This is a genomic window from Streptomyces sp. NPDC088350 (assembly GCF_044753545.1).
Lineage (GTDB): Bacteria > Actinomycetota > Actinomycetes > Streptomycetales > Streptomycetaceae > Streptomyces.
The window spans coordinates 58,230-81,203 of the sequence record NZ_JBIVNL010000003.1; the positions used below are offsets into that span (position 1 = coordinate 58,230).

Sequence of the window (22,974 nt, forward strand, 5' to 3'; positions counted from 1 at the left end):
CGTCAGGTGCCCGGCTTGCGGCCGTACACGAAGACGTCGTCGCCGTTCTTCAGCAGCGACCAGTACTTCTTGGCGGTGGTCGGGGTCATGTTGACGCAGCCGTGCGAGCCGGGCGGGTTCCACATGCTGAGGTTGACCGAGTGGAAGGCCTGGCCGCCGTCGAAGAACTGGCTGTACGGCATGGGCACGTTGTAGATGTCCGAGACGTGGTCGATGTCCCGCCAGTAGATCTTCTTCAGGCCGGTGCGGGTCTCGAAGCCGTTGCGGCCGGTGCGCACCGGGACCGGGCCGTAGACCAGCCGGCTGCCGTCCTGGATCCAGCTGATCTGGAGCGTGAGGTTGACGCAGGCGATACGGCCCTTGTTCGTCGGGCACTTGCCGGCGCTGTTGGGCTTGTCGCCCACGGCCTTCTGCTTGTTCATCAGGTCCATCACGCCCCAGGTGACGGACCCGGCGTAGCCGATGTTCGGCGTGATGCCGTGCTTGGTCTGGAAGGCCCGGATGGCCTTGCAGTCGGCGGCGGACTGCTTCCCGTCGACCGGCCGGCCGAGGAACTTCTCCACCTGCTTCTGATATGGCCCCGCCTGCGTCGTACAACTCGCCGCCTGAGCCGGCGTACTCCCCAGCGCCAGCGTGAGCGGCGCGACCAGTCCTGTGATGCCGAGTACGACGGCACCGCGTCTGCGTATGTCCCCCATGACGTGCCCTTTCCCTCTGTCGCGTGCGGTAACCCCTACGGTTCTTGCGATCTCTGCGCCAGCTAGACCGGTGTGCGGGGGCGAGGGTTGTAGTCCTGGTCACGCTGCGACAAAACGGTGACTTTCCTCGTCACCTCGTGACATTCGGGACCTGCGCAGGAGGAGTTCCCGGCCACGGGGTGAGGGCTGACGTGCGTGTCCGGGCCGCGTTCAGCAACTGGCGTACGTCCGATACCGATACGGACATACGGACCGGGTGCTGGCGGCACTCGCTTCACTGGCCCTCGCCCGCCCGCTCTGAAAGGGCCCTGTGGAAGCCGGTGTTGACCGCGGTGACTCCGCCGTCGACCGTGAGGGTGGTGCCGGTGATCCAGGACGCGTCGCGCGAGGCGAGGAACGCGACGGCCGCGGCGATGTCCTGCGGCTCACCGACCCGGCCGAGCGGATACAGCCCGCTCACCGCGTCCAGTTCGTCGTCCCGCCCCTCCCACGCGGAGGTCCGCACGGTCCCCGGTACCACCAGGTTGACTCGTACGCCCCGCCGGCCGGCGTGTCCGGCGAGGGTGCGGGTCAGCGAGGTGAGTCCGGCCTTGGCGGCGCTGTAGGCGTGGTTGCCGAAGTCCTGGGCCCCGTTGACGGAACCGATGCTGACGATCGCCCCGCGTCCCGAGGCGACCAGGTGCGGGAGTACGGCGCGGCAGCAGCGGTACGTCCCCGTCAGCGTGATGTCGAGGTCGCGGGCCCACGCGTCGTCCGGTTCGTCCTCGAAGAGCGGGAGGTCGGGTGTGCAGTGGGCGGCGCAGTTGACCAGGACGTCGAGCGACCCGAAGGTGCCGACGGCGTGCGCGACGGCACGCTCCACGGCCTCCCGATCCCCCACGTCACAGCCGAACGCCTCGGCGGCCAGGCCGAGTTCACGCAGTGCCGCCGCCGTCTTCTCCGCCTCGGGCAGATCGACGTCGGTCACCAGCACCCGCGCCGCCTCCTCGGCGAGCCGCCGTGAGATCGCCGCACCGATGCCACGGGCCGCACCGGTGACGAGAACTCCGTACCCCTGGAAGCGCGTTGTGTCGGTCATGACGCCGAACGTACTGCCGGAACGATCAACTCGGCAGATAGCGTGCGGACATGAACGCGTTCGTACAACAACTTCCCGCGCTGATCGGTGTCGTGATCGGTGCCCTCGGCTCGTACGTGGCGATCGTGCGGGGTGAGCGGGTGAGGTTCCACCGTGAGCGGGAGGCCCGTTGGGAGGAGCGACGGCTCGGGGTGTACACCGACTACGCACGAGTCCTCAAGCAGACGGTCACGCTCACCTACCGGGTCGCGTCCCACCTCCGCAACGACCCGCATCCGCACCCCCTTTCACCCCAGGAGGCGGCGCCCCTGATCGCCGAGGCCGCGCTCGCCCGCGACCCGGCCGGAGAGACCCTGCTCATGCTGGGCAGCCCGGACGTGGTGGCGAAGGCCCGGGTCTGGGTCACCTCGGTACTGGCGATGGAGGAGTTCCTGCGCGAGGGCGTCCACGATCCGCAGGCGTGGCAGGACCTGCTGCAACGACAGCGGGAAGGGCGCCAGGGCTACTACGCGGCCGTACGCGACGACTTGGCCCTGCCGCCAGGTCACTCGGCCGCTTGGGCGCTGCCGCCCGTGCCCCCCACCTGAACTCACCGATAGCCGGTCGTGTCCGCCGGCTTCCCCACGTCCTGCACCTCGACGAGATACCGCCACGCGTCCGGGCGGCTCCCGTCGAGGTCCGTGAACCCGTACACCGGTGCGAGTTGGCCGCTGGACAGCGACTGCCCGTTCCAGCGGGCCACTTGGGGGTCGGTGGCGAGGGCGGTGACGGCGCGGCCGACGTAGCGCGGGGTCTCCGAGATGGCGAAGTGGGGGACGTGTTCCAGGGCGTCGCGCCAGTTCTCCTCGCGGACGCCGAACTGGTCGAGCATGATCTCCGAGCGCAGCCAGCCCGGGGTCAGCGCGACGGCGGTGGCACCGCGTGGGCCGAGTTCGTGGCCGAGGGCGAACGCCATGCGCAGGACGGACGACTTGGCGAGGTCGTAGAAGAAGGAGACGCGGTAGGTGTCGCGGTTGTACTCGGCGGTCCCGTCGGTCACTTCGACGACCAGGCCGCCGGGCCTGCGCAGCAACAGGGGCAGGGCGTGGTGGCTGGTGATCGCGTGCGTCTCGACGGCCAGCCGGAGGAGGCGGAGCCCGTTGTCGAGGTCGTGTTCCCAGACGGGGGTGTCCCAGGCGAAGAGGTGCTCGCCGCCCCAGATGTCGTTGACCAGGACGTCGAGGCGGCCCTGCTCGTCGTCGATCCGGTCGACGAGGGCCCGTACGGCCGTGGGCTCCAGGTGGTCCGTGGGTACGGCGATGCCCTGGCCGCCGGCCGCGGTGACGAGGTCGGCGGTGTCCTCGACGGTCTCGGGCCGGTCGTACTCCGAGCGCCGGGCGCGGGTGGTGCGGCCGGTCACGTAGACGGTGGCGCCGGCCGCGCCCAGTTCCACGGCGATCCCGCGTCCCGCTCCGCGCGTCGCCCCCGCGACCAGCGCGACCTTGCCTTCCAGTGGGCCCGGCATGTCCGGCCTCCCGTGCTCGTCCGACGTGTGTCCTGTCGATCGTGCGCGAGAAGCCGGACACCTTGTGTCGGGTTTCCGTCCGAGACCTCAGTGGCCCCGCGCGATCCATTCCTCCAGGTGTGCGGCCTCCGCGCCGACCGTCGTCGAGTCGCCGTGTCCGGTGAGGACCTTCGTCTCGGGCGGCAGGGTCAGCAGGCGGTCGCGGATCGAGTCGATGATCGTCGGGAAGTGGGAGTACGACCGCCCCGTGGCCCCCGGCCCGCCGTGGAACAGGGTGTCACCGGTGAACACCGTGCCGAGCCCGGGGTCGTACAGGCACACCGCGCCGGGCGCGTGCCCGGGCGTGTGCAGGACCTTCAGGTCGGCGCCCGCGGCCTCGATCACCTGGCCGTCGGCGAGATGCGCGTCGGGGTCCCGGTCGGGGTGGGTCTGCTTCCACAGCGGCAGGTCGTCGGGGTGCAGCCAGATGGTGGCGCCGGTGCGGTCGGCGAGTTCGGGTGCGGCGTCGATGTGGTCGTTGTGGGCGTGGGTGCAGATGATCGCGGTCAGCCTGCGGTCGCCGACCGCCTCCGCGATGGCGTCGGCGTCGTGGGCGGCGTCGATGACGATCACCTCGTGGTCGTCGCCGACGATCCACACATTGTTGTCGACGTCCCAGGTACCGCCGTCGAGGCTGAACTGGCCCGACGTGACGAGGTGTTCGATCCGCGCGCCCATCAGAACACCACCACCGAACGCAGCACGTCCCCGCCGTGCATCCGCTCGAACGCCTTCTCCACCTCGTCGAGCCGGACCGTCTCCGTCACGAACGCCCCCAGATCCAGACGCCCCTGCTGGTGCAGGTCGATCAGCATCGGGAAGTCCCGCGAGGGCAGACAGTCCCCGTACCACGACGACTTCAGCGCCCCGCCACGCCCGAACACGTCCAGCAGCGGGAGCTCCAGCTTCATCTCCGGCGTCGGCACACCCACCAGGACGACCGTGCCCGCCAGATCCCGTGCGTAGAAGGCCTGCTTGTAGGTCTCGGGACGGCCGACCGCCTCGATGACCACATCCGCGCCGAAACCACCGGTCAGCTCCCGGACCGCCTCCACCGGATCGGACGTCGTGGAGTTGACGGTGTGCGTGGCGCCCATCGCCCGCGCCGTCTCCAGCTTGCGCTCGTCGATGTCCACGGCGATGATCCGCGCCGCCCCCGCCAGCCGCGCCCCCGCGATCGCCGCGTCACCCACCCCGCCGCACCCGATCACCGCGACACTGTCCCCGCGCCCCACGTTGCCCGTGTTGATCGCCGCACCGATCCCGGCCATCACCCCGCAGCCCAATAGTCCGGCGACCGCCGGGGAGACCGACGGGTCGACCTTCGTGCACTGCCCCGCCGCCACCAGCGTCTTCTCCGCGAACGCCCCGATACCCAGAGCCGGGGAGAGTTCCTGGCCGGTCGAGGCGAGGGTCATCTTCTGTTCGGCGTTGTGGGTGTTGAAGCAGTACTGCGGACGCCCGCGCAGACACGCCCGGCAATTCCCGCACACCGCACGCCAGTTGAGGACCACGAAATCCCCGGGGACCACATCGGTGACACCCTCGCCGACCGACTCCACGACACCCGCGGCCTCATGCCCGAGCAGGAAGGGGAAGTCGTCACTGATCCCGCCCTGTTTGTAGTGCAGATCGGTATGACACACCCCGCACGCCCGCACCTGCACCACGGCCTCACCGGGACCGGGATCGGGCACGACGATCGTCTCCACCCGGACCGGCTCGTCCTTCCCCGGAGCGATCACACCCCGCACTTCCTGCGCCATGGTCCTGAACCCTTTCGTCAGCCGTTGTCCCTGCCTCCGACCCTACGCGTGACTGATCAGTAACGGCCACGCGGACCACCATGGCCGTCACCGCCACCGTCCTGGCCACCGAGGGTCGTGACCGACGTAGCCTGAATGCTTCGAACGACTTCCGAGGAGCACCGTGGGCATCGCAGCGACTCGGAGTGGTCCGCCGGCCTGGCGGCTGCTCCTCGACTACGTACGGCCGCATCGCCGGGCCCTGTTGGCGGGCGCGGTGCTCTCGCTGGTCACCGGGGGTACCGGGCTGCTGCTGCCGCTGGTGGCGCGGGGTCTCATCGACGACCTGTCGCACGACCGGACCATCACCGGCGCGCTGGTGGCGATGTCGGCGCTGGTGGTCGCCAACGCGGCGCTGGGGGCGCTGGGTTCGTATGTGCTGCGGCGGACCGCCGAGTCCGTGGTGCTCGGTGCGCGGCGCGCCCTGTCGTCGTATCTGCTGCGGTTGCGGATCACCGCCGTGGACCGCAGTGAGCCCGGCGACCTGATGGCCCGCATCACCTCCGACACCACGCTCCTGCGCGAGGTCACCACCGACTCACTGGTCGGCCTCGGCACCGGAGGGCTCACGCTCGTCGCAACTGTCGTCATGATGGGCCTTGTTGACCCTGTTCTGCTGGGCGTCACCCTCGCCGTGATCGTGGGCGCGGGCACTGTACTCAGCGTGATCGTGCCCCGTATCAACCGGGCCAGCAGGCAGGCACAGGACGCGGTCGGCGTGATGGGCGCCTCCCTGGAGCGGATCCTCGGCGCGCTGCGCACGGTGAAGGCGTCCGGCGCCGAGGCGCGCGAGGAACGCACCCTGCACGCGGCGGCCGAGGAGTCGTGGCGGCAGAGCGTGCGCGCCGCCAAGTGGACGGCGGCGGCGGGCAATACGGCCGGACTGTCGATGCAGATCGCGTTCATCACCGTCCTCGCGGTGGGCGGCGCACGGGTCGCGACGGGCGCGATCGACGTCGGCACACTGGTCGCCTTCCTGCTCTACGTCTTCTACCTGATGCAGCCGATCCAGCAGGTCGTCGGCGCGATCACGCAGTACCAGACGGGCGCCGCGGCCCTCTCCCGCATCCAGGAGGCGCTGCGACTTCCCGCCGAACCCCCGTCCCTGGCAGCCCCGTTGCCCTCCCCCGGCGCCCGGCCCGCCGCCCTCTCCTTCGACGACGTCCGCTTCCGCTACGCCGACGACCTGCCCTACGTCCACCACGGCGTCACCTTCGAGGTACCGGCCCAGGGCATGACCGCGTTCGTCGGCCCGTCCGGCGCGGGCAAGACCACCGTGTTCTCCCTCATCGAGCGCTTCTACGACCCCGAGTCCGGCGCCATCACCGTCGACGGCCGGGATCTCGCGGACTGGGAGCTGCCCCAACTCCGGTCAGCCATCGGCTATGTGGAGCAGGACGCCCCGGTCCTCTCGGGCTCCCTGCGCGACAACCTGCTGCTCGGCAACCCGGACGCGGACGACGACGCGGTGACCCGCGTCCTGAAGACGACCCGCCTCGACGGCCTGGTCGCCCGGCTGCCCAAGGGCGTCGACACCCTGGTCGGCCACCGCGGCACCCGCCTCTCGGGCGGCGAGCGCCAGCGCGTCGCCATCGCCCGCGCCCTGCTGCGCCACCCCCGGCTGCTGCTCCTCGACGAGGCGACCTCGCAGCTGGACGCGGTCAACGAGGCGGCCCTGCGCGACACCGTCGCCGATGTGGCCCGTACGACGACGGTCCTGGTCGTCGCGCACCGGCTGTCCACGGTGACGATGGCCGACCGGATCGTCGTCATGGACGCGGGCCGCGTCCGGGCGGTGGGGACGCACCGGGAGCTGGTGAGCGCGGACCCGCTGTACGCGGAGCTGGCGGCCACGCAGTTCCTGGCGACGGCGGGCTGATCCTCCGGAACGGCTGAGGGCCGCCCGTTTCCGGACGGCCCTCAGGGTCCGCGCGCTGCACGGTCTCGCTACTCGACGGCGGGAAGGAGTCCCGTGACCGGCGCGGCCATGTCGGTGACCTGGTGCAGCTGCTGGAGGTCGTTCAGGTGGTTCAGCGCCTTCATCTGGTCGGCGACCTTCGGGATCTGCGCCTGGTGCTCGGCGGGGATCTCGCTCACCGCGAGCGAGTCCAGCAGGGCGACCGGGCTGACCTTGCCGTCCTTGATGGCGGGCGCGTCGGCGGCGTTCGCCATCGGCGCGACGAGGCCGGTGACCCCGACGGCGAGACCAACGGCGGCGACAATACGTCGTGTTGAGATCATGCTTTCAGCAACGCGGACGGTCCCCGCGCGGACACGGGCGCCGGGCACCGCTCACCCGTCAGGCTCAAAGTGCCCCTGCGTTTGCCGACCCCGGCCTGGCGGAGGAGTCTCGTAGGAGAGGCCCGTCACGGCTCGCTCCTGTTCGGGTCGCGCCTCTCTGAGGAGGTCACCATGGGCACCGCGGCACGCCCCGGCTTCGACACCGAAGCCCTGCGCCGGGGCATCGAAGATCACACAGCGGCGACACTTCTGTCGCTCTACGCGGACGACGCCGAGATCCACGTCGTCGACCACCAGACCCAGCCCAGTCACCCCAAGGTCCTGCACGGCCGGGACGAGATCGGCGCGATGCTCGCCGACGTCTACAGCCGCGACATGACGCACAAGCTGGAGGAGTGCGTCGTGCAGGGGGACCGGGTCGCCTACAGCGAGTCCTGTCAGTACGCGGACGGGACCCGGGTCCTCGCCGAGTCGATGCTGGTGCTGAACGACGGCAAGATCGCCCGGCAGACGATGATCCAGGCATGGGACGGATAGCGAGGATGATGCCGAAGGTCCGGATCACCACCCGTCTGACCTGGACCTTCTCGGCCAGCACAGCACCCGGAGGCGTTACGGGGACTCGACGGAGAGCACCAGTTTCCGCAGCAGGTCTGCGAGCGTCCGCCGCTCTGCTGGGGTCAGTGCTGCGAGCAGCACGAGCTCGCCCGCTTCCTCCGCCGCCGCATGCTGCTCGAACACGGCGTGCCCGGCGTCGGTGAGCCGCACCCGCACCCGCCGCCGGTCCCCCGTCTCGTGCGTACGGACGATGAGCCCCGCCTCCTCGACGGCCGCGAGCCGCGCGGACAGCGCGCCACGGGTCAGCCCCAGCATTTCGGCGAGCCGCGAGGGACTCGTCTCGTACGGCGGCCCGAGCCTGCGCAGCATGAGCAGCACCTTGTACTGCCAGTGCTTGAGCCCATCGGAATCGAGCGCGTCGCGCCGCGTCCGACCGGCGTGCCGGGCCAGGATCGCCAGCCGGAAGAAGATCGCCTCCTTCACCGGGTCCATCCAGGCGAGTTCCTTCGCCCAGACCGCCACATGCCGGTCGACCGAGTCGCCCGCCGAGTTCTCCTCCACCATCTGCCTCCCGCAGTAGTTTTCTTGTGGATAGTTTTTCGCCTAACTACCTTCCCCGTCATGACATTCACAGCGAACGCGGTCATCCCCGTCGAGGAACTCATCGCCACCGCCCACGAGTTGAGCGTGACGGGGCGATGGAAGCGCGCCTCCCGCCTTCTGGACACCTGCATCGCCGACGATCCCGACTCCCGGGCGCGGATCGCCCGTGCCGCCGCCCAAGTGGCCCTGGAACAGGACTGGTTCGCCGGTACGGACACCTCGGCGGCGCGCATCGAAGCGGCCGAGAAGGAGTTCCCGGGCGGCGACTGGGACGTGGACTTCGCGCGGCTGCGGAACACCTACCGCGTGCTGCTCGTCGTCGACGGCGAGCTCCGGCTGGGCCCCGCCGGCAAGGACCCGGAGGGCCTCGCATCCCTGCTCCGCGAGGCCGAGGCACTGCGCGACGCCGCCCCGGACGAGGGACGCCGGGGCTGGGCGGAGATGTACCTCGGTCTGATCACGGACAACCACTTCGCCGACCTGGCGGGCGCACCGCCCCACTACGCGTCCGCGCTGCGCGCCGCCGAGTCGGGCGACGACCCGTTGCTGGCCCGCGAGGCCCTGCGCCACCTCGGCGACCACGACCACGACGCCGGTGACCACGCCCGCGCCCTGGACCGCTGGCGCCGGGCGGCCACGCTGGGTGCCGGGGCGGGCACGGTCCCCGGCACGCTCTCCCAGCAGTTGCTGCTGGCGGTGCTGGCCCGGGACTCCGGTGACGAGGCCGGGGCAAGGGCGCTGGCGACAGAGGTCGCCCGCTGGGCGGAAGCCATCGGTGCCGTCCGCCTAGCGACACAGGCCCGCGGATTCCTGGCCGGCGTCGACCCGACGGCACCGCCGGCGGAGAGCGGGTCCTGACGGCCGTGGGAGACCGGTCCTGGGCCCCGTCCTGGAGCCCTCGGTTAGGCTGTCCGCGGGTCGTGACTGGCGCTGAGGTGGAGCACCACCGTGGAGCGGCCCACGCGGAGTCGATGCCGTGCGCCTGGGCGATTGGTCAACCAGCTCAGGAGTGGATCATGTCCCAGGCACGACTCATGGACGGCACGGCGCTCGCCCGGCGGATCGTCGAGGACACCGCGAAGAAGGCCGCCGACCTCAAGCAGCGCACCGGTACGGCGCCCTGTCTGGCGACGGTCCTGGTCGGCGCGGACCCGGCCTCCGTCACCTACGTCCGGATGAAGCAGAACCGCAGCCGCAAGGCCGGTATCGAGTCCCGGCACGTGGAACTGCCCTCGACCACGACCACCGCCGAACTGGTCGCCACCCTCACCGCGCTCTCCACCGACCCCACCGTGCACGGCATCCTGCTCCAGCACCCGATGGGCGAACACATCGACGAGCGGGCCGCGTTCGAGGCGATCGCGGCGGAGAAGGACGTGGACGGCGTCACGTTCGCGTCGTTCGCGACGATGAGCTTCGGCCTGCCGGGCTTCGTGTCCTGCACGCCCGGCGGCATCATGCGGCTGCTCGACGAGTACGACGTCGACCCGTCCGGTAAGCGTGCCGTCGTCGTGGGCCGCAGCGCGATCCTCGGCAAGCCGGCCGGCCTGCTCCTCCTGGCCCGCGACGCCACGGTGACCTACTGCCACTCGCGCACCCGGGACCTGTCGGCGGTGGTCCGCGAGGCGGACATCGTGGTCGCCGCCGTGGGCCGCCCCCGGCTGATCCGCGGCGAGGACATCAAGCCGGGCGCGGTCGTCATCGACGCGGGCTACAACGCGGGCAACGTCGGCGACGTCGACTTCGACTCCGCCGCCGAACGCGCCTCGCTGATCACGCCGGTGCCGGGCGGCGTCGGCCCGATGACGATCGCCACGCTCCTCGAACAGACGGTGACCGCCGCCGCCCGGCAGCTCGGGGTGTGATCACCGCGTCCACGCGCTGTAGTCCATGACGTCCCCCGCCTTGACCCCGTACTCGGGCTGGTCCTTCGTGAAGGTGCTCTCCAGTCCGAGTACGGCGCCGGTGGCCGGGTCCATGATCAGCATCAGACGGCTGCCCGACTGCCGGTACACATAGGCCAGCCCCCGCCGCCCGAGCCGATCGGTCACCTCTCCCACGGGCCGCAGCCCGTCCGCCCCGGCGAGCACCCGCGCCAACGCGGCCGACTCACGCGCCCCGAGCGTCCAGTGGTCCAGCAACTCCTCCACTGCGCCGAGGAGTTCAGGGGTGGTCAACGGCGTCTTGCTGTACGCCGTCTCCTGGAGGTACGCCCGCAGTGCCGCCACGTCGTGCGGGGGCCGGGCGTCGGGCGGGACATCGCTCCAACTCGGCGGATACGTCGTCTCCTTGAGGACATGCCCGTCCTCGACGACACGTTCGGTGTGACTGTCGTCCGCGTTCCAGCGCACGATGCGTTCCTCGGGGATGGTGATCGGCGGTTTGTCGTCGGACATGCCGAGACTCCAGGACTGCACGTGCGTACCCCTGCGCAGGGCGGGAGTTCCGTCGACGGCGACCGCCGCGGCGAGAGCGGCGAGCTGGTTCAGCGACACGGGCGTGGAGTTCGCCTGCACGACCAGGGGGCGGGGTGCTGCCACGGCAGGAGTGCTGCTGGGTCCGCCGAGCAGCAGCGTGAACGCGGTCGCCACGACGGCGACTCCCGCCGTGAGACTCCAGAGCAGTCGGCGACGCCGTTCGTGCAGCAGCCGGTTGAGCCGACGCGAGGCGTGGTGGTCCAGGGGCCCGTCACTGTAGAGGGGGCCGTCGGCCGTGAACGGGTTGGCGCCACGCAGTAGTTCAAGTTCATCGACCATTGCGTCGATCCTCCGGTCCACCTGTAGCGCCCCATAGGGGCGCGGGGAACTGCGCGACCAGCCACGACGGCGCCGCGGAATACTCAATCAACGGCCCGCACCTCCAAACACCACGAGCCGATCGATCTCCGCTCTCAACCTCCGCCGCGCCCGATGCAACCGCATAGCCGCGGCACGCGTCCCGCACCCGAGAACAACGGCAACCTCCTCCACCCCCAGCTCCTCCCACGCAGTCAGCCGCAGCACCTCCTGATCGGCCGAAGACAACCGCGCGAGCGCTTCGTGCACCCAGGAACCGGGCGCCTCCTCATCCGGCCCCGCCGCGACCTGCCGCCCATGCGCACTCTCGTCATTGCCCACCCGCTCGACGAGCCTCCGCCGGCGCCCATACCCCCGTACCGCGTTGGACAGGCAGTTGCGGGCGACCCCGTACAGCCAGGGCAGCGGGGCCGGCGGCAGATCCGCGCGGCGGCGCCAGGCGACGGTGAAGACCTCCGCCACCACTTCCTCGACCTCGTTGTTCCGCCCGTCCAGTCGCCGTGCAACGTAGCGGCTGACCGCCCAGTAGTGCTCGCGATAGGCAGCGGCGAAGTTCTCGTCGTTGCTCATGTCCCGTTCGTGTCCGGCACCCGGGCGATCGTCACACCCGGTTTCGTGATTCTCGTCGCGCCCGTCGAGTGTGACGTGCGGGCGGGGCGTGGACACAGGCGGGGCGTGAGAGACCTCAAGAGCATCAAGTGGCTGACGACCACCGACCACAAGACGATCGGCACGCTGTATCTGGTCACGTCGTTCGCGTTCTTCCTGATCGGCGGCGTCATGGCGCTGCTGATGCGCGCCGAACTCGCCAGACCCGGTCTGCAGATCATGTCGAACGAGCAGTTCAACCAGGCGTTCACGATGCACGGCACGATCATGCTGCTGATGTTCGCGACGCCGCTGTTCGCCGGTTTCGCCAACTGGATCATGCCCCTGCAGATCGGCGCCCCGGACGTCGCCTTCCCACGCCTCAACATGTTCGCCTACTGGCTCTACCTGTTCGGCTCGACCATCGCGGTGGGCGGCTTCCTCACCCCGCAGGGCGCGGCCGACTTCGGCTGGTTCGCCTACTCCCCGCTGTCGGACGCGGTCCGCTCGCCGGGCATCGGCGCCGACATGTGGATCATGGGTCTGGCCTTCTCCGGCTTCGGCACGATCCTCGGCGCGGTCAACTTCATCACCACGATCATCTGCATGCGCGCACCGGGCATGACGATGTTCCGCATGCCGATCTTCGTGTGGAACGTCCTGCTGACCGCCGTCCTGGTCCTGCTGGCCTTCCCGGTCCTCGCCGCCGCGCTGTTCGCGCTGGAGGCGGACCGAAAATTCGGGGCACATGTCTTCGATGCCGCGAACGGCGGGGCGTTGCTGTGGCAACACCTCTTCTGGTTCTTCGGCCATCCAGAGGTGTACATCATCGCCCTGCCGTTCTTCGGCATCATCTCCGAGGTCATCCCGGTCTTCTCCCGCAAGCCGATGTTCGGCTACATGGGCCTGGTCGCCGCGACCATCTCCATCGCCGGCCTGTCCGTGACGGTGTGGGCCCACCACATGTACGTCACCGGCGGAGTCCTCCTGCCGTTCTTCTCCTTCATGACGTTCCTCATCGCCGTACCCACCGGCGTGAAGTTCTTCAACTGGATCGGAACCATGTGGAAGGGGTCCTTGAGCTTCGAGACCCCGATGCTCTGGGCCACCGGCTTCCTGATCACCTTCGTGTTCGGCGGTCTCACCGGCGTGATGCTCGCGGCCCCGCCGATCGACTTCTCGACCTCGGACTCGTACTTCGTCGTCGCCCACTTCCACTACGTGGTCTTCGGCACGGTCGTCTTCGCGATGTTCTCCGGCTTCCACTTCTGGTGGCCGAAGATGACCGGCAAGATGCTCGACGAGCGCCTCGGCAAGCTCACCTTCTGGACGCTGTTCATCGGCTTCCACGGCACCTTCCTCGTCCAGCACTGGCTGGGCGTGAACGGGATGCAGCGCCGGATTCCGGACTACCTGGCGGTGGAGGGCCTGACGACCCTCAACACGGTGTCGACGATCTTCTCGTTCCTGCTCGGCCTGTCGATCCTGCCGTTCCTCTACAACGTCTGGAAGACGGCCAAGTACGGCAAGAAGGTCGAGACCGACGACCCGTGGGGCTACGGCCGTTCACTGGAGTGGGCGACCTCCTGCCCGCCCCCGCGGCACAACTTCCTCACCCTTCCCCGCATCCGCAGCGAATCCCCGGCGTTCGACCTGCACCACCCCGAGATCCCGGCCCTGGAACGGGAGTTGACGCCCCGGTGACCGCGATGGACGAACACCCCGTGGACCCGAGGACGTTCCTCAACGAGATCGAGGGTCATCTGCTCATCGCAGCCGCCCGCACGGAAGGCCGTACGGCCGCCGCCCGTTTCACCGCCCGGCTCGACTGGCTCACCGACGGCCAACGGGCCGAAGTGGAACGGCACTTCGAGGCGGAGTACCTCACCCTCACCCGTGTCTCCTGGGAGCGTACGGCCGAGCGGGGCGGGCAACTGCGGGACGAGTACGAGGCCACGTACCGGCGTCTGCGCCAACGCCTCCTCACCGCCTGCGTGTTGGGGTGTGCGCTGCTCGCGGCGACGGGACTGGTCATCACCGCGCTCACCTAGGGACACGCGTCCCCCCGTCCGGGACGCTTGCCGTGTGAAGGGAATCCACGCATCAGCGCTCCTGCCGTTTCACGGCCTCCGGAGTGACCGGCGTGAAGAAGTTGATCAGGTTGCCGTCGGGGTCGCGGAAAAGGAGGGACCGGTTGCCCCACGGCATCGTCGTCGGCTTCTGCACGATCTCGCAGTCGAGGGTGGCCAGCCGCTCGTGTTCGGCGTCGACGTCGGCGACGCGGAACTCGGTGATCACCGAGCGGTTGGCGGCGGGGTGTGCGGAGTCGGCGCCGAACAGTGCCACGGTGCGGGTGCTCGCGACCGCCAACGTGCAGGCGGGCGTGACGAGTTCGGCGAAGTCGGGGGTCGACCACGTGGCGGAGACGCCGGTGACCTGTTCGTAGAACCCGACGAGACGGGCGACGTCGTCGGTGATGACACGGATCGAGACGAAGTTCATGAAGGGCTCCCAGTCGGAGGGCGAAGGTCGAAGGCGGTACCGGACGGCCGCCGTCTCTCACGCTAGGACCAATACCGGACAGAATCCGCCCGGTATCCGAGGCAGACTTCAGGAGTGACCACATCCACCGCGCGCGTGCTCGCCCTGCTGGAGATCCTCCAGGGAGGCGGCCTCCGTACCGTCCCCGACCTGGCCGCCCGGCTGGGCGTCGACGAGCGCACGGTCCGCCGCTACGTCGGCCACCTGCTGGAACTGGGCGTGCCCGTCGACGCGGTCCGCGGTCGCTACGGCGGCTACCGGCTCGCCCCCGGCTATCGGATGCCCCCGCTGATGCTCACGGACGAGGAGGCCCTGGCCGTGGTGCTAGGACTGCTGGCCGGGCGGAGGGCCGGGCTGGTCACCACCTCCGCCGCGGCCGGCGAGAGCGCCACGGCGAAGCTGCTGCGCGTCCTGCCCGCCGCCCTGCGCCGACGGCTGGACGCCCTGCTGGACACGGCCGACTTCACCGCGCGGCCCCGCACCCCCACCGCCGCCGCCCCGGAGACGGAGGTGCTGCTCGAACTCGCCGAAGCCGCGCTCCATCGGCGCCCGGTGGCGATCGCCTACACCGACCGGAAGGGCCGCGACAGCGACCGGACCGTCCTGCCGTACGGTCTCGTGGCGCATGCCGGCCGGTGGTACCTGACCGGCGCGGACCCTGCCGACGGGGAGGTGCGCACGTTCCGCCTGGACCGGATCACCGCGATGAGTGTGCGGTCCGGCTCCTTCGACGTGCCGGCGGACTTCGACCCGGCGGCCACCGTGCTGGACGGCCTCGCGCGCACGCCCTGGGCCCACGACGTCTCGCTACGGGTCCGGGGCGGCGTGCGGCACATTCGCGGCCACCTCCCGCCCGAGATCGCCACCCTGTCCACACCCGACGAGGCGGCGGACGAGGACGCCGGATGGGTGCACGTCCGGATCCGGGCCGAGCGGCTGGACTGGATCCCGCCCGTCCTGGCCGCCATCGACCGCCCGTTCGTCATCGAGCGTCCGGCGGCCCTGCGCGACCTCGTCCGCGCACTGGCCCGTCGCCTGGAAGAGCACGCCACGGACGAGTCGGCCTAGCGACTCCAGCCCGGCGGCTGCATGATGCCCAGCAACTGCCGGACCAGTTCCTCCACGACCTCGTCCAGCGTGGCGTCCACCCAGCCCGCGGTCCAGTCGTGGAGCAGGCCGTTGACGCTGCCGATGAAGGCCGCCGCGGCGATCCGGTAGTCGCGCCGGGCCGCCTCCCCGCGCTGGGCGGCGGCGCGGGCCTCGGCGCAGATGAGGTTGATCCAGCGGGCGCGGCGGGCCAGGCGCTGTTCCTCCAGCCGGGGGCTGACGCCGATGATCTCGACGAAGGTGATGCGGATGCGCCGTGGGTCGCCGGTGACGTTCGCGGCGTAGGCGCGGAAGATCGCGGTGGACCGCTCGGCGAGCGGCAGGCCCTCGGCGGCGGTGAGCGCGGCCAGTACGGCTTCCTCGGCCCAGCCGTTGACCTGGAGGTGGAGGGCGGCCAGGACGTCCTCCAGGCTGCGGAACTCCTCGTAGAACTGGCGGGTGGACAGTCCCGCGGCCTCGCTGAGGGCGGCGACGGTCGTGGCGCGGTAGCCGGGGGTGTCGCCGAACAGCTGGAGCGCGGCGTCCAGGAAGCGTCCGCGTCGCTCGGCCTGCCGCTGCTCGGCGGACTTGCCGCCGTATCGACCGGTCGGCGCCTTGAGCCTGCCCACCACTGTCACACCCCTGTCTCGTCGGCCATCGGCCAATCTTGTCGTGTCCACAGTCTTGCGGAGAAGAGGGCCCTTCCTTACTTTTCAGTAAGTTCACTCTGAATGCGCGCGTGTTCAGATTCCTTCACGCCATCTCGGCACCCCTCTCACCTCACAGAAGAGAGCAGTCATGCCTGCCTTCAGACCCAGGCACCTTTGCTCCATGGCCGCCGCCCTCGTCCTGACGATCGCCGCTCCCGCCACGGCCGCCACGGCCGACTCCTCCGCCGCTCTGCGCGAGGTGCTGTTCGTGGGCAACAACTGGGACGGCACCGCGGACGTCATCAAGTCCACCGGCGACTTCGCGAAGATCGGGCAGATCAACATCGTCCCCGACAAGGCGGCGCGCCTCGCGGAGATCAACGCCGACCCGATCAAGTGGATCTACTACACGTCCATCCACAACGAGGTCGGACAGGGACACGACCAGTACGTGGACGACATGTACTCCACGCCGGACGGCAAGTCCCTCGTCGTCTCCCGCCCCAGCTTCGCCGACGTCGTGTCGATCAACCTCGCCACCGACACCATCAACTGGCGTTTCCCGGTGGCCGGTTACCGCGCCGACCACATGGCGGTCTCCCCCGACGGCACCCGCGTCGCGGTCTCGGCCTCGACCGCCAACAAGGTGCAGGTGCTGGACATCAACACCGGTGCCGAACTGGGCGAGTTCGACACCGGCGACAAGCCCCACGAGAACTTCTTCACCAACGGTGGCAAGTACATCTGGAACATGGCGATCGGCGAGGTCACGACCTCGCTCGACGATCCGGCCTGGGACTGGACCAAGGGCGACCGGCACATCACCGTCGTCGACGCCACCACGTTCAAACAGGTCAAGATCATCGACATGCGGGACCGGCTGGACGCGATCGGTCTCACGAACTTCTCGGACGCGGTCCGCCCCGCCGCCTTCACACCGGACTGGTCCAAGCTGTACTTCCAGGTGTCCTTCTTCAACGGCTTCCTGGAGTACGACGTCGCCAGCGACAAGATCACCCGCGTGAAGACGCTCCCGGCGAATCCCGCGACCAGCACCGACCGCACCACCTGGCTGCTCGACTCGCGGCACCACGGCATCTCGATGAACCCCGAGGGCACCAAGCTGTGCGTCGCCGGGACGATGGACAACTACGCGACGGTCGTGGACCGGGCCACCCTGCAGGAGGGCCCGCTCGTCACGGCGTCCACGCCGTACTGGGCGACCGTGAGCGGTGACGGGAAGGACTGCGTCATCTCCGAGGCCGGCGCCGACCAGGTGACGGCCATCGACTTCGCCACCGGGCAGAAGGTGCTCTCCGTCCCGGTGGGCGACCATCCGCAGCGCGTACGGCTGGGCCATGTGCAGGCCGACTGGACGAGCCCGTCCGCGAGTTGAGCGAACGGCAACGGCACCGGTCCCCGAGGGGATCGGTGCCGTTGCGTTTCTCAGCTGTGCGCTGCCGCCCATGCGGCCAGTTCGGACTTGGCCGCGCTCAGCAGCGTCGAGGAGGGGCTCGACGCGCCGTTGGTGATCAGGGCGTAGTGCAGGGTTCCCGAGCCGGAGGCCGAGAGCAGGAGGCGGTGGCTGCCGGTGCCGCCGGGTTCGTTGGCGTAGCCGATCGCGGTGGAGGACGTGTACGCCGGGATCCCGGAGAGCGCTCCGAGGTCGGAGACCACGGTGGTGGACGCGGCCGGGAAGGACGCCGGGAGGTGGAGTTCGGTCGGGGCGGTGGAGCTGTTGGAGCGCCACATCAGCAGGCCGTACTGGCCGGAGCCGACGAGCGAGGACACGTTCGGGAGGGTGCTGGGGACCGGGTTCCAGGTCAGGGTCGTGGAGCCGTCGCGGGAGCGGTCCTCGTAGGTGAAGGCGACCGTGGTGCCGGCGGTCGCGCTCGGGTAGATCCGGTCGAGCAGACGGGCGTCCTGACGGAGTGTCACCGTGCCGGAGTCGGTCATGTTGACGGCGGAGAGGTCCTCGTCGTTCCAGGCGTCGCCGGAGGTGAGCACCTTGTCGGGGTTGTCGTTCATCAGCTCGCTGTGGCGGCCGTTGTAGATGTCCCACTGCCACTGCGTGCCGGACAGCACCGGGCCCGAGCCGGCCGGGTTGGACCACCAACTCGCGCCCGGCAGACGGGAGTCGAGGGCCTGGTACATCGCCTTGAGGACGGTCGGCGCCTTGCCGGACACCGATCCGGACAGCGGGTGCCCGAACTCGCTGACGATCGCGGCGGTGCCGGCCGCCGTGGCCCGGTCGCGGACCGTCCCGAAGTCGGTCGAGTACTGGCCGTCGGCCGCGTTGCCCCACATCAGGATGCCGGAGATGGCCTTCTGGTCGTAGAAGTGGGTGTTGAAGACGTAGCGCGACCCGAGCGTGCCCGCGTCGAGGAGTCCGCCCTCCTGCACCTGGCTGGAGATGTTGGAGTTCCAGAAGAGGTTCGGCTCGACCAGGGCGGGCTTGGCGCTCCAGCCGGCCGCGTCCATCCGGGCCCGGAACTTCACATAGAACGGCCAGAGCAGGTTCTGCTCCCAAGTGCGGCTGGTCTGGCCGGAGTCGTAGGTCCCGGCGAAGGGCTCGTTGTACGGGTCGAAGCCGACGACACCCGCGAACTCGTCGGTGGTCAGGTGCTGTTGGAGGTACGTCATGGTCGACTGGGCGGTGGTGAGGAAGGAGTCCTGGAGGCCGTAGTTGTTGTGCCAGAAGTCGTACTGGGCCTTCGTCACGGCCGCGTTCTGGGTGATGTTCTGGCCCCAGAAGAGGCAGATGCCGCAGGACTCCTGCGGGTAACTCCCCAGCGTCACGGCCCACTTGGGGGCGCCGTCGCCGGTGTACCAACTGCCGCTGTTGAACAGGTACTTGGAGTAGAGGTCCTGGTGGAAGTCGGGGTAGACGCGGATGCCGGCGTCGAGGAACGCCTGCATCTGGGCGGTGGCGGCGGCCAGGTACGTGGTGTCGACCTGGCCGCGGACGGGTTCGGCGTAGGCCCAGGAGAGCAGGAAGCGGACCGAGTTGCCGCCGCCGAGGGCGCGCAGCGCGGTCGCGGACTTCTTCGCGTCGGCGACCGAGGCGAAGGGGAGACCGTCGTTCTCCGCCAGTTTGGTCTCACCGGAGACGTTGTAGCCGCGCAGCACGACCTGGCGGCCGTAGCTGTCCACGAAGCTGCCGTTCTGCACGGTCAGCGCTGAGCCGTCGAACCAGAGGGAGTCGGTTGGGGTGGCGGCGGTGGCGGGCGCAGCGCCCAGCACCGACAGGAATCCGCAGAGGACAACCAGGACACCGATCAAACGCGCCCGGACATTTGTCATGTCCACTACGGTCCGGCGAATTCCGGACACTGTCAACACTTCTGACTCATGAGTAAGTTTGCTCGCCACCAGCCCTGTTGACACCTCAGGCGACCCGGCGGGTCACATTCAAGAGGTACTCCTTCCGGTTGAGCGGGTTGTGGTCGGTTCGTGCCCGCTCCGGAACGGCGCCCCGCGCGACCGGCGCGTAGTGGTCGAAGGCGCTCTCCCACTCACCCTCCCCTCGCGTCAGTCCCGGCAACTGCCGCTCCAGCCCGTGCACTTGGGCCGCCGGCACCATCCCTTCCAGCACACAGAGCGCCCCTTGCGTCTCGGTGGTCCGCGGCACGGCACGCACTCCGGCGAGGACCGGCAGCAGGGCGCCCAGGGTGTCGGCCGGCACCTCGGCGCGGAACCGGTGCATCGGCTCGTACACCTGGCTCCCCGCCCGTCGCAGGGCCTCGACGAGAACGAGCGGGGTCAGCCCGCGGAAGTCGGCCCCGGTGCTCGACATGCTCTTGTCGAAGCCCTGGTGGGCATGGCTCTGCCGGGGCGAGTATCCGGAGTGCGTCATGGTGACCACGCAGTCCGTGACCCGCCAGCCGTGCAACCCCTGCCCGAGCGTCTCGCGCACGGCGTCCTCGACGGCCTTGAAGAAGGCGTACGGCATCGCGCCCAGCTCGACTTCGAGAGCGAACCGGACACCCGAGCCGACCGGGCCCGGGTCGACGCGCAGGCCGACCGTGGCGAGGAACGGATTCGGCTCCTTCTTGTTGAACTCGACCGCCGCGCCCGTGCCGACCGGCCGCTCGACGCACAGCAGAGTCGTCTCGCGGAAGGTGACCCGCACCCCGAACTCGTCGGCGAGCGTGGCCTGGACGACCTCCTTCTGGACCTCGCCGTAGAGGGAGACCGCGGTCTCCTGGCGCACCTCGTCGTGGCGCAGGCCGATCAGCGGGTCCTGTTCGGCGAGCTGGGTCAGCGCGAGGTGCAGGGCGCGCCGGTCGGCGTCCGGTCCCGGGACGACGACGGTTTCGAGGGTCGGCGGCGCGAAGACGTGCTCGTACGCCTTCCGCTGTACCCCGATCGCGTCGCCGATCCGGATCTCGCCGAGGCCCCACAGCCTGCCGATCCGGCCCGCCGGGACGGTGTCGGAGCCGATGTCCGTGCCGTGGTCGAAGACGCTGACCGTGGTGACCTTGCCCTCCTCCCCCGCGTCGCCGAAGGTGATCCGGTCGCGGGTGCGGAGGGTGCCGGAGAACATCCGCGCGTAGGCGACCTTCTCCCCCGCCGGACCGCGCTCGACCTTGAACACCGTGCCGGAGAGCGGGCCTTGGGGGTCGCCCTCGGCTGCGGGGAGCAGTTCCTTGATGCCGGCGATCAGCGCGTCGACGCCGGCGCCGGTGATGGCGGAGCCGAAGTAGACCGGGTGCACGAGGGCCTGCCGGGTCTGGGCGGCGAGAGCGGTGCGCAGGTGGTCGTAGGACACGGTGTTCTCGACGTACGCGGTGAGCAGTTCGTCGTCGTGGTCGGCGAGGACGGCCGGTGCGCCCGGACCGAGACCCGGCAGGAAACCGGCCCCGCGTGTGCCGAGGCCCTCGACCGAACCCATCGGGACGACGGCCGCCCTGAGCCGCTCGGAGATCTCGCGCAGGAGGTCGTCGTGGCGTGCCCCGCGTCGGTCGATCTTGTTGACGAAGAGGAGCGTCGGGATGCGCAGCCGCTGGAGTGTACGCATCAGGACGCGGGTCTGCGGCTGGACGCCCTCGACGGCCGAGACGACCAGGACGGCGCCGTCGAGCACGCCGAGGACCCGCTCCACCTCGGCGATGAAGTCCGGGTGGCCCGGGGTGTCGATGAGGTTGACGGTCACGTCGTCGACCGGGAACGAGACGACGGCCGACTTGATGGTGATGCCGCGCCGGCGCTCCAGCGCGAGGGTGTCGGTGCGGGTGTTCCCGTCGTCGACGCTGCCGATCTCGTCGATCACGCCCGCCGCGTACAGGAGGCGCTCGGTCAGGCTGGTCTTACCTGCGTCTACGTGCGCGAGAATCCCGAGGTTGAGCAAGTGCACCTGGTGTCATGTCCTTTGATGAGGGGGGCCTTCCTTCCTGGGTGGACATGAACGGTGCGCGCATCTCAGTGCTCCTCGGTCGTCGGTGACCCGTCACGGGCAAGTGCAGCAGAACGGCCGGAGCGACGCCAACGGATTAACGGTCCGTGGCGGTCCGGGGCCGCGCACGCGCCGGATGCGACGCTTGCGGCGTCCGGCGGCGGCGGTGACAGGAGCCGAGCATGCATGACCTTCTCCCGGTGCTGGGCGGCTGGTACGCCGCGCACTCCCCGTTCGGCCTGGCCACGGTGGTCGCGGTCAGCCGCAGCGCGCCGCGCGACCCCGGCGCGGCGATGGCCGTGGGCCCGGACGACGCGGTCGTGGGCAGTGTGTCCGGCGGCTGCGTGGAGGGGGCGGTCTTCGAGCTGGCGCGGGAGGTCGTGGCGAGCGGCGAGGCACGGCTTGAGACCTTCGGGTACAGCGACGAGGACGCCTTCGCGGTCGGGCTCACCTGCGGCGGCGAGATCACCGTGCTGGTACGACCCGTAACGCCCGAGGCCGATCCCACGTTCGGGGCGGTCGCGCGGTCGGTCGCCGCCCGCGAACCGGTGACCGTGGCGACGGTAGTCGACGGCCCCGCGCCGCGCGGGGCCACGCTCGCCGTATGGCCCGACAGGGTGGACGGCACCCTCGGCGCTGCCGGCCTCGACGTGGCGGTCACGGCCGACGCGCGCGGTGAACTCGCCCTCGGCGCCACGGGGTTGCGGCACTACGGGCCGCGCGGCGAGCGACGCGAGGACTCCGTCACCGTGTTCCTGCACTCCTTCGCGCCGCCGCCCCGGATGCTGGTCTTCGGCGCGATCGACTACGCGGCGGCGGTCGCCCGGATCGGTGACTTCCTCGGCTACCGGGTCACCGTGTGCGACGCCCGCCCGGTGTTCGCCACGCCGAAGCGCTTCCCGGCGGGCGTGGAGGTCGTCGTGGACTGGCCGCACCGCTATCTGCACGGCACGGACACCGACGAGCGCACGGTGATCTGCGTCCTGACCCACGACCCGAAGTTCGACGTACCGCTGCTGGAGGAGGCGCTGCGCCGGCCGGCCGCGTACATCGGGGCGATGGGCAGCCGCCGTACGCATGACGACCGTATGCGGCGGCTGCTCGAATCCGGCCTGGGCGAGGGCGAGTTGGCCCGGCTGCGCTCACCGGTCGGCCTGGACCTCGGCGCCCGTACACCGGAAGAGGTGGCGGTGTCCGTGGCGGCCGAGATCGTGGCGCTGCGGTGGGGTGGCACGGGGGTGCCGTTGACGGCGACGGCGGGGGCGATCCATCGGGCGCGGTGACCTGCCCGGTCCGGTGTGAGGTCCGGGGGCGTCCCATGGCTCGGCATGCGGTCCGTTCGCCGTCGTGTCGACCAGCCGTGCTCTCTCCCCCGGGAGGCGCCGGTGATCCC

At 70.1% G+C, this 22,974-nt stretch carries 23 protein-coding genes and 1 riboswitch; of the genes, 10 read left to right on the plus strand and 13 right to left on the minus strand.

Features of this window, described 5'->3' with window-relative positions; translation table 11 throughout:
• Positions 1–2: 2 nt before the first annotated feature.
• Together ACIQBL_RS10125 and ACIQBL_RS10130 are read right to left on the minus strand one after the other, a co-directional pair.
• A complete protein-coding gene (locus ACIQBL_RS10125; protein WP_401939072.1) occupies positions 3–698 on the minus strand; it encodes a L,D-transpeptidase family protein in 696 nt (231 codons plus the stop codon).
• A 274-nt stretch (positions 699–972) separates the two neighbouring features.
• Positions 973–1,776, minus strand: coding sequence for an SDR family NAD(P)-dependent oxidoreductase (locus ACIQBL_RS10130; RefSeq protein ID WP_401939074.1), 804 nt, complete (start codon positions 1,774–1,776; stop codon positions 973–975).
• 50 nt (positions 1,777–1,826) lie between these two features.
• Between ACIQBL_RS10130 and ACIQBL_RS10135 the strand changes: the two genes are divergently transcribed.
• Positions 1,827–2,363, plus strand: coding sequence for a hypothetical protein (locus ACIQBL_RS10135; protein ID WP_401939075.1), 537 nt, complete (start codon positions 1,827–1,829; stop codon positions 2,361–2,363).
• 2 nt (positions 2,364–2,365) lie between these two features.
• Here ACIQBL_RS10135 and ACIQBL_RS10140 read toward each other — a convergent pair whose 3' ends face one another.
• From ACIQBL_RS10140 to ACIQBL_RS10150, 3 genes are all read right to left on the minus strand, one after another.
• Positions 2,366–3,280 (minus strand): SDR family oxidoreductase, encoded by a 915-nt coding sequence (locus tag ACIQBL_RS10140; protein ID WP_401939077.1) that lies wholly within the window; start codon positions 3,278–3,280, stop codon positions 2,366–2,368.
• 87 nt (positions 3,281–3,367) lie between these two features.
• The gene (locus ACIQBL_RS10145; protein ID WP_401939079.1) at positions 3,368–3,997 is read right to left on the minus strand and encodes an MBL fold metallo-hydrolase; all 630 of its coding nucleotides are present in this window, start codon (positions 3,995–3,997) and stop codon (positions 3,368–3,370) included.
• Positions 3,997–5,085, minus strand: coding sequence for an S-(hydroxymethyl)mycothiol dehydrogenase (locus ACIQBL_RS10150; protein WP_401939081.1), 1,089 nt, complete (start codon positions 5,083–5,085; stop codon positions 3,997–3,999). The genes ACIQBL_RS10145 and ACIQBL_RS10150 overlap by 1 nt, the downstream gene beginning before the upstream one ends.
• Before the next feature lie 163 nt (positions 5,086–5,248).
• Between ACIQBL_RS10150 and ACIQBL_RS10155 the strand changes: the two genes are divergently transcribed.
• Positions 5,249–7,003, plus strand: a complete 1,755-nt coding sequence (locus ACIQBL_RS10155) for an ABC transporter ATP-binding protein (RefSeq protein WP_401939083.1) — start codon at positions 5,249–5,251, stop codon at positions 7,001–7,003.
• 68 nt (positions 7,004–7,071) lie between these two features.
• On the opposite strand, the gene ACIQBL_RS10160 is transcribed toward ACIQBL_RS10155, so the two are convergent.
• Positions 7,072–7,365 (minus strand): hypothetical protein, encoded by a 294-nt coding sequence (locus ACIQBL_RS10160; RefSeq protein ID WP_401939085.1) that lies wholly within the window; start codon positions 7,363–7,365, stop codon positions 7,072–7,074.
• Positions 7,366–7,536: 171 nt separating this feature from the next.
• Between ACIQBL_RS10160 and ACIQBL_RS10165 the strand changes: the two genes are divergently transcribed.
• A complete protein-coding gene (locus tag ACIQBL_RS10165; RefSeq protein ID WP_401939088.1) occupies positions 7,537–7,902 on the plus strand; it encodes a nuclear transport factor 2 family protein in 366 nt (121 codons plus the stop codon).
• A gap of 75 nt (positions 7,903–7,977) precedes the next feature.
• Here ACIQBL_RS10165 and ACIQBL_RS10170 read toward each other — a convergent pair whose 3' ends face one another.
• Positions 7,978–8,487 (minus strand): MarR family winged helix-turn-helix transcriptional regulator, encoded by a 510-nt coding sequence (locus ACIQBL_RS10170; protein WP_401939090.1) that lies wholly within the window; start codon positions 8,485–8,487, stop codon positions 7,978–7,980.
• 57 nt (positions 8,488–8,544) lie between these two features.
• Here ACIQBL_RS10170 and ACIQBL_RS10175 point away from each other — a divergent pair, with 57 nt between their 5' ends.
• Together ACIQBL_RS10175 and ACIQBL_RS10180 are read left to right on the plus strand one after the other, a co-directional pair.
• On the plus strand, positions 8,545–9,384 hold the full coding sequence (locus ACIQBL_RS10175; protein ID WP_401939091.1) for a hypothetical protein: 840 nt from the start codon (positions 8,545–8,547) through the stop codon (positions 9,382–9,384).
• A gap of 52 nt (positions 9,385–9,436) precedes the next feature.
• Positions 9,437–9,521: riboswitch (ZMP/ZTP riboswitch) on the plus strand.
• 21 nt (positions 9,522–9,542) lie between these two features.
• On the plus strand, positions 9,543–10,391 hold the full coding sequence (locus tag ACIQBL_RS10180; RefSeq protein ID WP_401939093.1) for a bifunctional 5,10-methylenetetrahydrofolate dehydrogenase/5,10-methenyltetrahydrofolate cyclohydrolase: 849 nt from the start codon (positions 9,543–9,545) through the stop codon (positions 10,389–10,391).
• Here ACIQBL_RS10180 and ACIQBL_RS10185 read toward each other — a convergent pair whose 3' ends face one another.
• Together ACIQBL_RS10185 and ACIQBL_RS10190 are read right to left on the minus strand one after the other, a co-directional pair.
• Positions 10,392–11,282 (minus strand): CU044_5270 family protein, encoded by an 891-nt coding sequence (locus ACIQBL_RS10185; protein ID WP_401939095.1) that lies wholly within the window; start codon positions 11,280–11,282, stop codon positions 10,392–10,394.
• A gap of 87 nt (positions 11,283–11,369) precedes the next feature.
• Positions 11,370–11,891 (minus strand): RNA polymerase sigma factor, encoded by a 522-nt coding sequence (locus ACIQBL_RS10190; protein ID WP_401939096.1) that lies wholly within the window; start codon positions 11,889–11,891, stop codon positions 11,370–11,372.
• Positions 11,892–11,996: 105 nt separating this feature from the next.
• Between ACIQBL_RS10190 and ctaD the strand changes: the two genes are divergently transcribed.
• A complete protein-coding gene (gene ctaD / locus ACIQBL_RS10195) occupies positions 11,997–13,613 on the plus strand; it encodes a cytochrome c oxidase subunit I (protein WP_401939099.1) in 1,617 nt (538 codons plus the stop codon).
• A 5-nt stretch (positions 13,614–13,618) separates the two neighbouring features.
• A complete protein-coding gene (locus tag ACIQBL_RS10200) occupies positions 13,619–13,960 on the plus strand; it encodes a hypothetical protein (RefSeq protein ID WP_401940679.1) in 342 nt (113 codons plus the stop codon).
• 52 nt (positions 13,961–14,012) lie between these two features.
• On the opposite strand, the gene ACIQBL_RS10205 is transcribed toward ACIQBL_RS10200, so the two are convergent.
• Entirely contained in the window at positions 14,013–14,411 is a 399-nt protein-coding gene (locus ACIQBL_RS10205; RefSeq protein WP_401939101.1) for a VOC family protein, read from the minus strand.
• A 114-nt stretch (positions 14,412–14,525) separates the two neighbouring features.
• Here ACIQBL_RS10205 and ACIQBL_RS10210 point away from each other — a divergent pair, with 114 nt between their 5' ends.
• The gene (locus tag ACIQBL_RS10210) at positions 14,526–15,518 is read left to right on the plus strand and encodes a helix-turn-helix transcriptional regulator (protein WP_401939103.1); all 993 of its coding nucleotides are present in this window, start codon (positions 14,526–14,528) and stop codon (positions 15,516–15,518) included.
• On the opposite strand, the gene ACIQBL_RS10215 is transcribed toward ACIQBL_RS10210, so the two are convergent.
• The gene (locus ACIQBL_RS10215) at positions 15,515–16,168 is read right to left on the minus strand and encodes a TetR/AcrR family transcriptional regulator (protein WP_401939105.1); all 654 of its coding nucleotides are present in this window, start codon (positions 16,166–16,168) and stop codon (positions 15,515–15,517) included. The genes ACIQBL_RS10210 and ACIQBL_RS10215 overlap by 4 nt on opposite strands.
• A 166-nt stretch (positions 16,169–16,334) precedes the next feature.
• On the opposite strand from ACIQBL_RS10215, the gene ACIQBL_RS10220 reads away from it, so the two are divergent.
• Positions 16,335–17,582: a YncE family protein gene (locus ACIQBL_RS10220; protein ID WP_401939106.1), complete on the plus strand. Its 1,248-nt coding sequence runs from the start codon at positions 16,335–16,337 to the stop codon at positions 17,580–17,582.
• 50 nt (positions 17,583–17,632) lie between these two features.
• Here the strand turns inward: ACIQBL_RS10220 and ACIQBL_RS10225 are convergent, their stop codons facing one another.
• Both ACIQBL_RS10225 and ACIQBL_RS10230 read right to left on the minus strand, forming a co-directional pair.
• Positions 17,633–19,489: a cellulase family glycosylhydrolase gene (locus ACIQBL_RS10225; RefSeq protein WP_401939108.1), complete on the minus strand. Its 1,857-nt coding sequence runs from the start codon at positions 19,487–19,489 to the stop codon at positions 17,633–17,635.
• Between the two features lie 85 nt (positions 19,490–19,574).
• Positions 19,575–21,542, minus strand: coding sequence for a GTP-binding protein (locus ACIQBL_RS10230; RefSeq protein WP_401939110.1), 1,968 nt, complete (start codon positions 21,540–21,542; stop codon positions 19,575–19,577).
• 221 nt (positions 21,543–21,763) lie between these two features.
• On the opposite strand from ACIQBL_RS10230, the gene ACIQBL_RS10235 reads away from it, so the two are divergent.
• Positions 21,764–22,864 carry an XdhC family protein gene (locus tag ACIQBL_RS10235; RefSeq protein WP_401939111.1) on the plus strand — a complete coding sequence of 367 codons (1,101 nt, stop codon included), beginning with the start codon at positions 21,764–21,766 and terminating at the stop codon, positions 22,862–22,864.
• Positions 22,865–22,974: the final 110 nt, after the last annotated feature.

Excerpts from the sequence above, each read along its gene's own strand:
- ACIQBL_RS10185 (WP_401939095.1), bottom strand. The coding sequence starts at position 11,282 with ATGGTCGATGAACTTGAACTACTGCGTGGCGCCAACCCGTTCACGGCC.
- ACIQBL_RS10145 (WP_401939079.1), bottom strand. The coding sequence starts at position 3,997 with ATGGGCGCGCGGATCGAACACCTCGTCACGTCGGGCCAGTTCAGCCTC.
- ACIQBL_RS10150 (WP_401939081.1), bottom strand. The coding sequence starts at position 5,085 with ATGGCGCAGGAAGTGCGGGGTGTGATCGCTCCGGGGAAGGACGAGCCG.
- ACIQBL_RS10175 (WP_401939091.1), top strand. The coding sequence starts at position 8,545 with ATGACATTCACAGCGAACGCGGTCATCCCCGTCGAGGAACTCATCGCC.
- ACIQBL_RS10160 (WP_401939085.1), bottom strand. The coding sequence starts at position 7,365 with ATGATCTCAACACGACGTATTGTCGCCGCCGTTGGTCTCGCCGTCGGG.
- ACIQBL_RS10190 (WP_401939096.1), bottom strand. The coding sequence starts at position 11,891 with ATGAGCAACGACGAGAACTTCGCCGCTGCCTATCGCGAGCACTACTGG.
- ACIQBL_RS10170 (WP_401939090.1), bottom strand. The coding sequence starts at position 8,487 with ATGGTGGAGGAGAACTCGGCGGGCGACTCGGTCGACCGGCATGTGGCG.
- ACIQBL_RS10140 (WP_401939077.1), bottom strand. The coding sequence starts at position 3,280 with ATGCCGGGCCCACTGGAAGGCAAGGTCGCGCTGGTCGCGGGGGCGACG.
- ACIQBL_RS10135 (WP_401939075.1), top strand. The coding sequence starts at position 1,827 with ATGAACGCGTTCGTACAACAACTTCCCGCGCTGATCGGTGTCGTGATC.
- ACIQBL_RS10220 (WP_401939106.1), top strand. The coding sequence starts at position 16,335 with ATGCCTGCCTTCAGACCCAGGCACCTTTGCTCCATGGCCGCCGCCCTC.
- ACIQBL_RS10165 (WP_401939088.1), top strand. The coding sequence starts at position 7,537 with ATGGGCACCGCGGCACGCCCCGGCTTCGACACCGAAGCCCTGCGCCGG.
- ACIQBL_RS10130 (WP_401939074.1), bottom strand. The coding sequence starts at position 1,776 with ATGACCGACACAACGCGCTTCCAGGGGTACGGAGTTCTCGTCACCGGT.
- ACIQBL_RS10205 (WP_401939101.1), bottom strand. The coding sequence starts at position 14,411 with ATGAACTTCGTCTCGATCCGTGTCATCACCGACGACGTCGCCCGTCTC.
- ACIQBL_RS10200 (WP_401940679.1), top strand. The coding sequence starts at position 13,619 with ATGGACGAACACCCCGTGGACCCGAGGACGTTCCTCAACGAGATCGAG.
- ACIQBL_RS10235 (WP_401939111.1), top strand. The coding sequence starts at position 21,764 with ATGCATGACCTTCTCCCGGTGCTGGGCGGCTGGTACGCCGCGCACTCC.
- ACIQBL_RS10180 (WP_401939093.1), top strand. The coding sequence starts at position 9,543 with ATGTCCCAGGCACGACTCATGGACGGCACGGCGCTCGCCCGGCGGATC.
- ACIQBL_RS10225 (WP_401939108.1), bottom strand. The coding sequence starts at position 19,489 with ATGACAAATGTCCGGGCGCGTTTGATCGGTGTCCTGGTTGTCCTCTGC.
- ACIQBL_RS10125 (WP_401939072.1), bottom strand. The coding sequence starts at position 698 with ATGGGGGACATACGCAGACGCGGTGCCGTCGTACTCGGCATCACAGGA.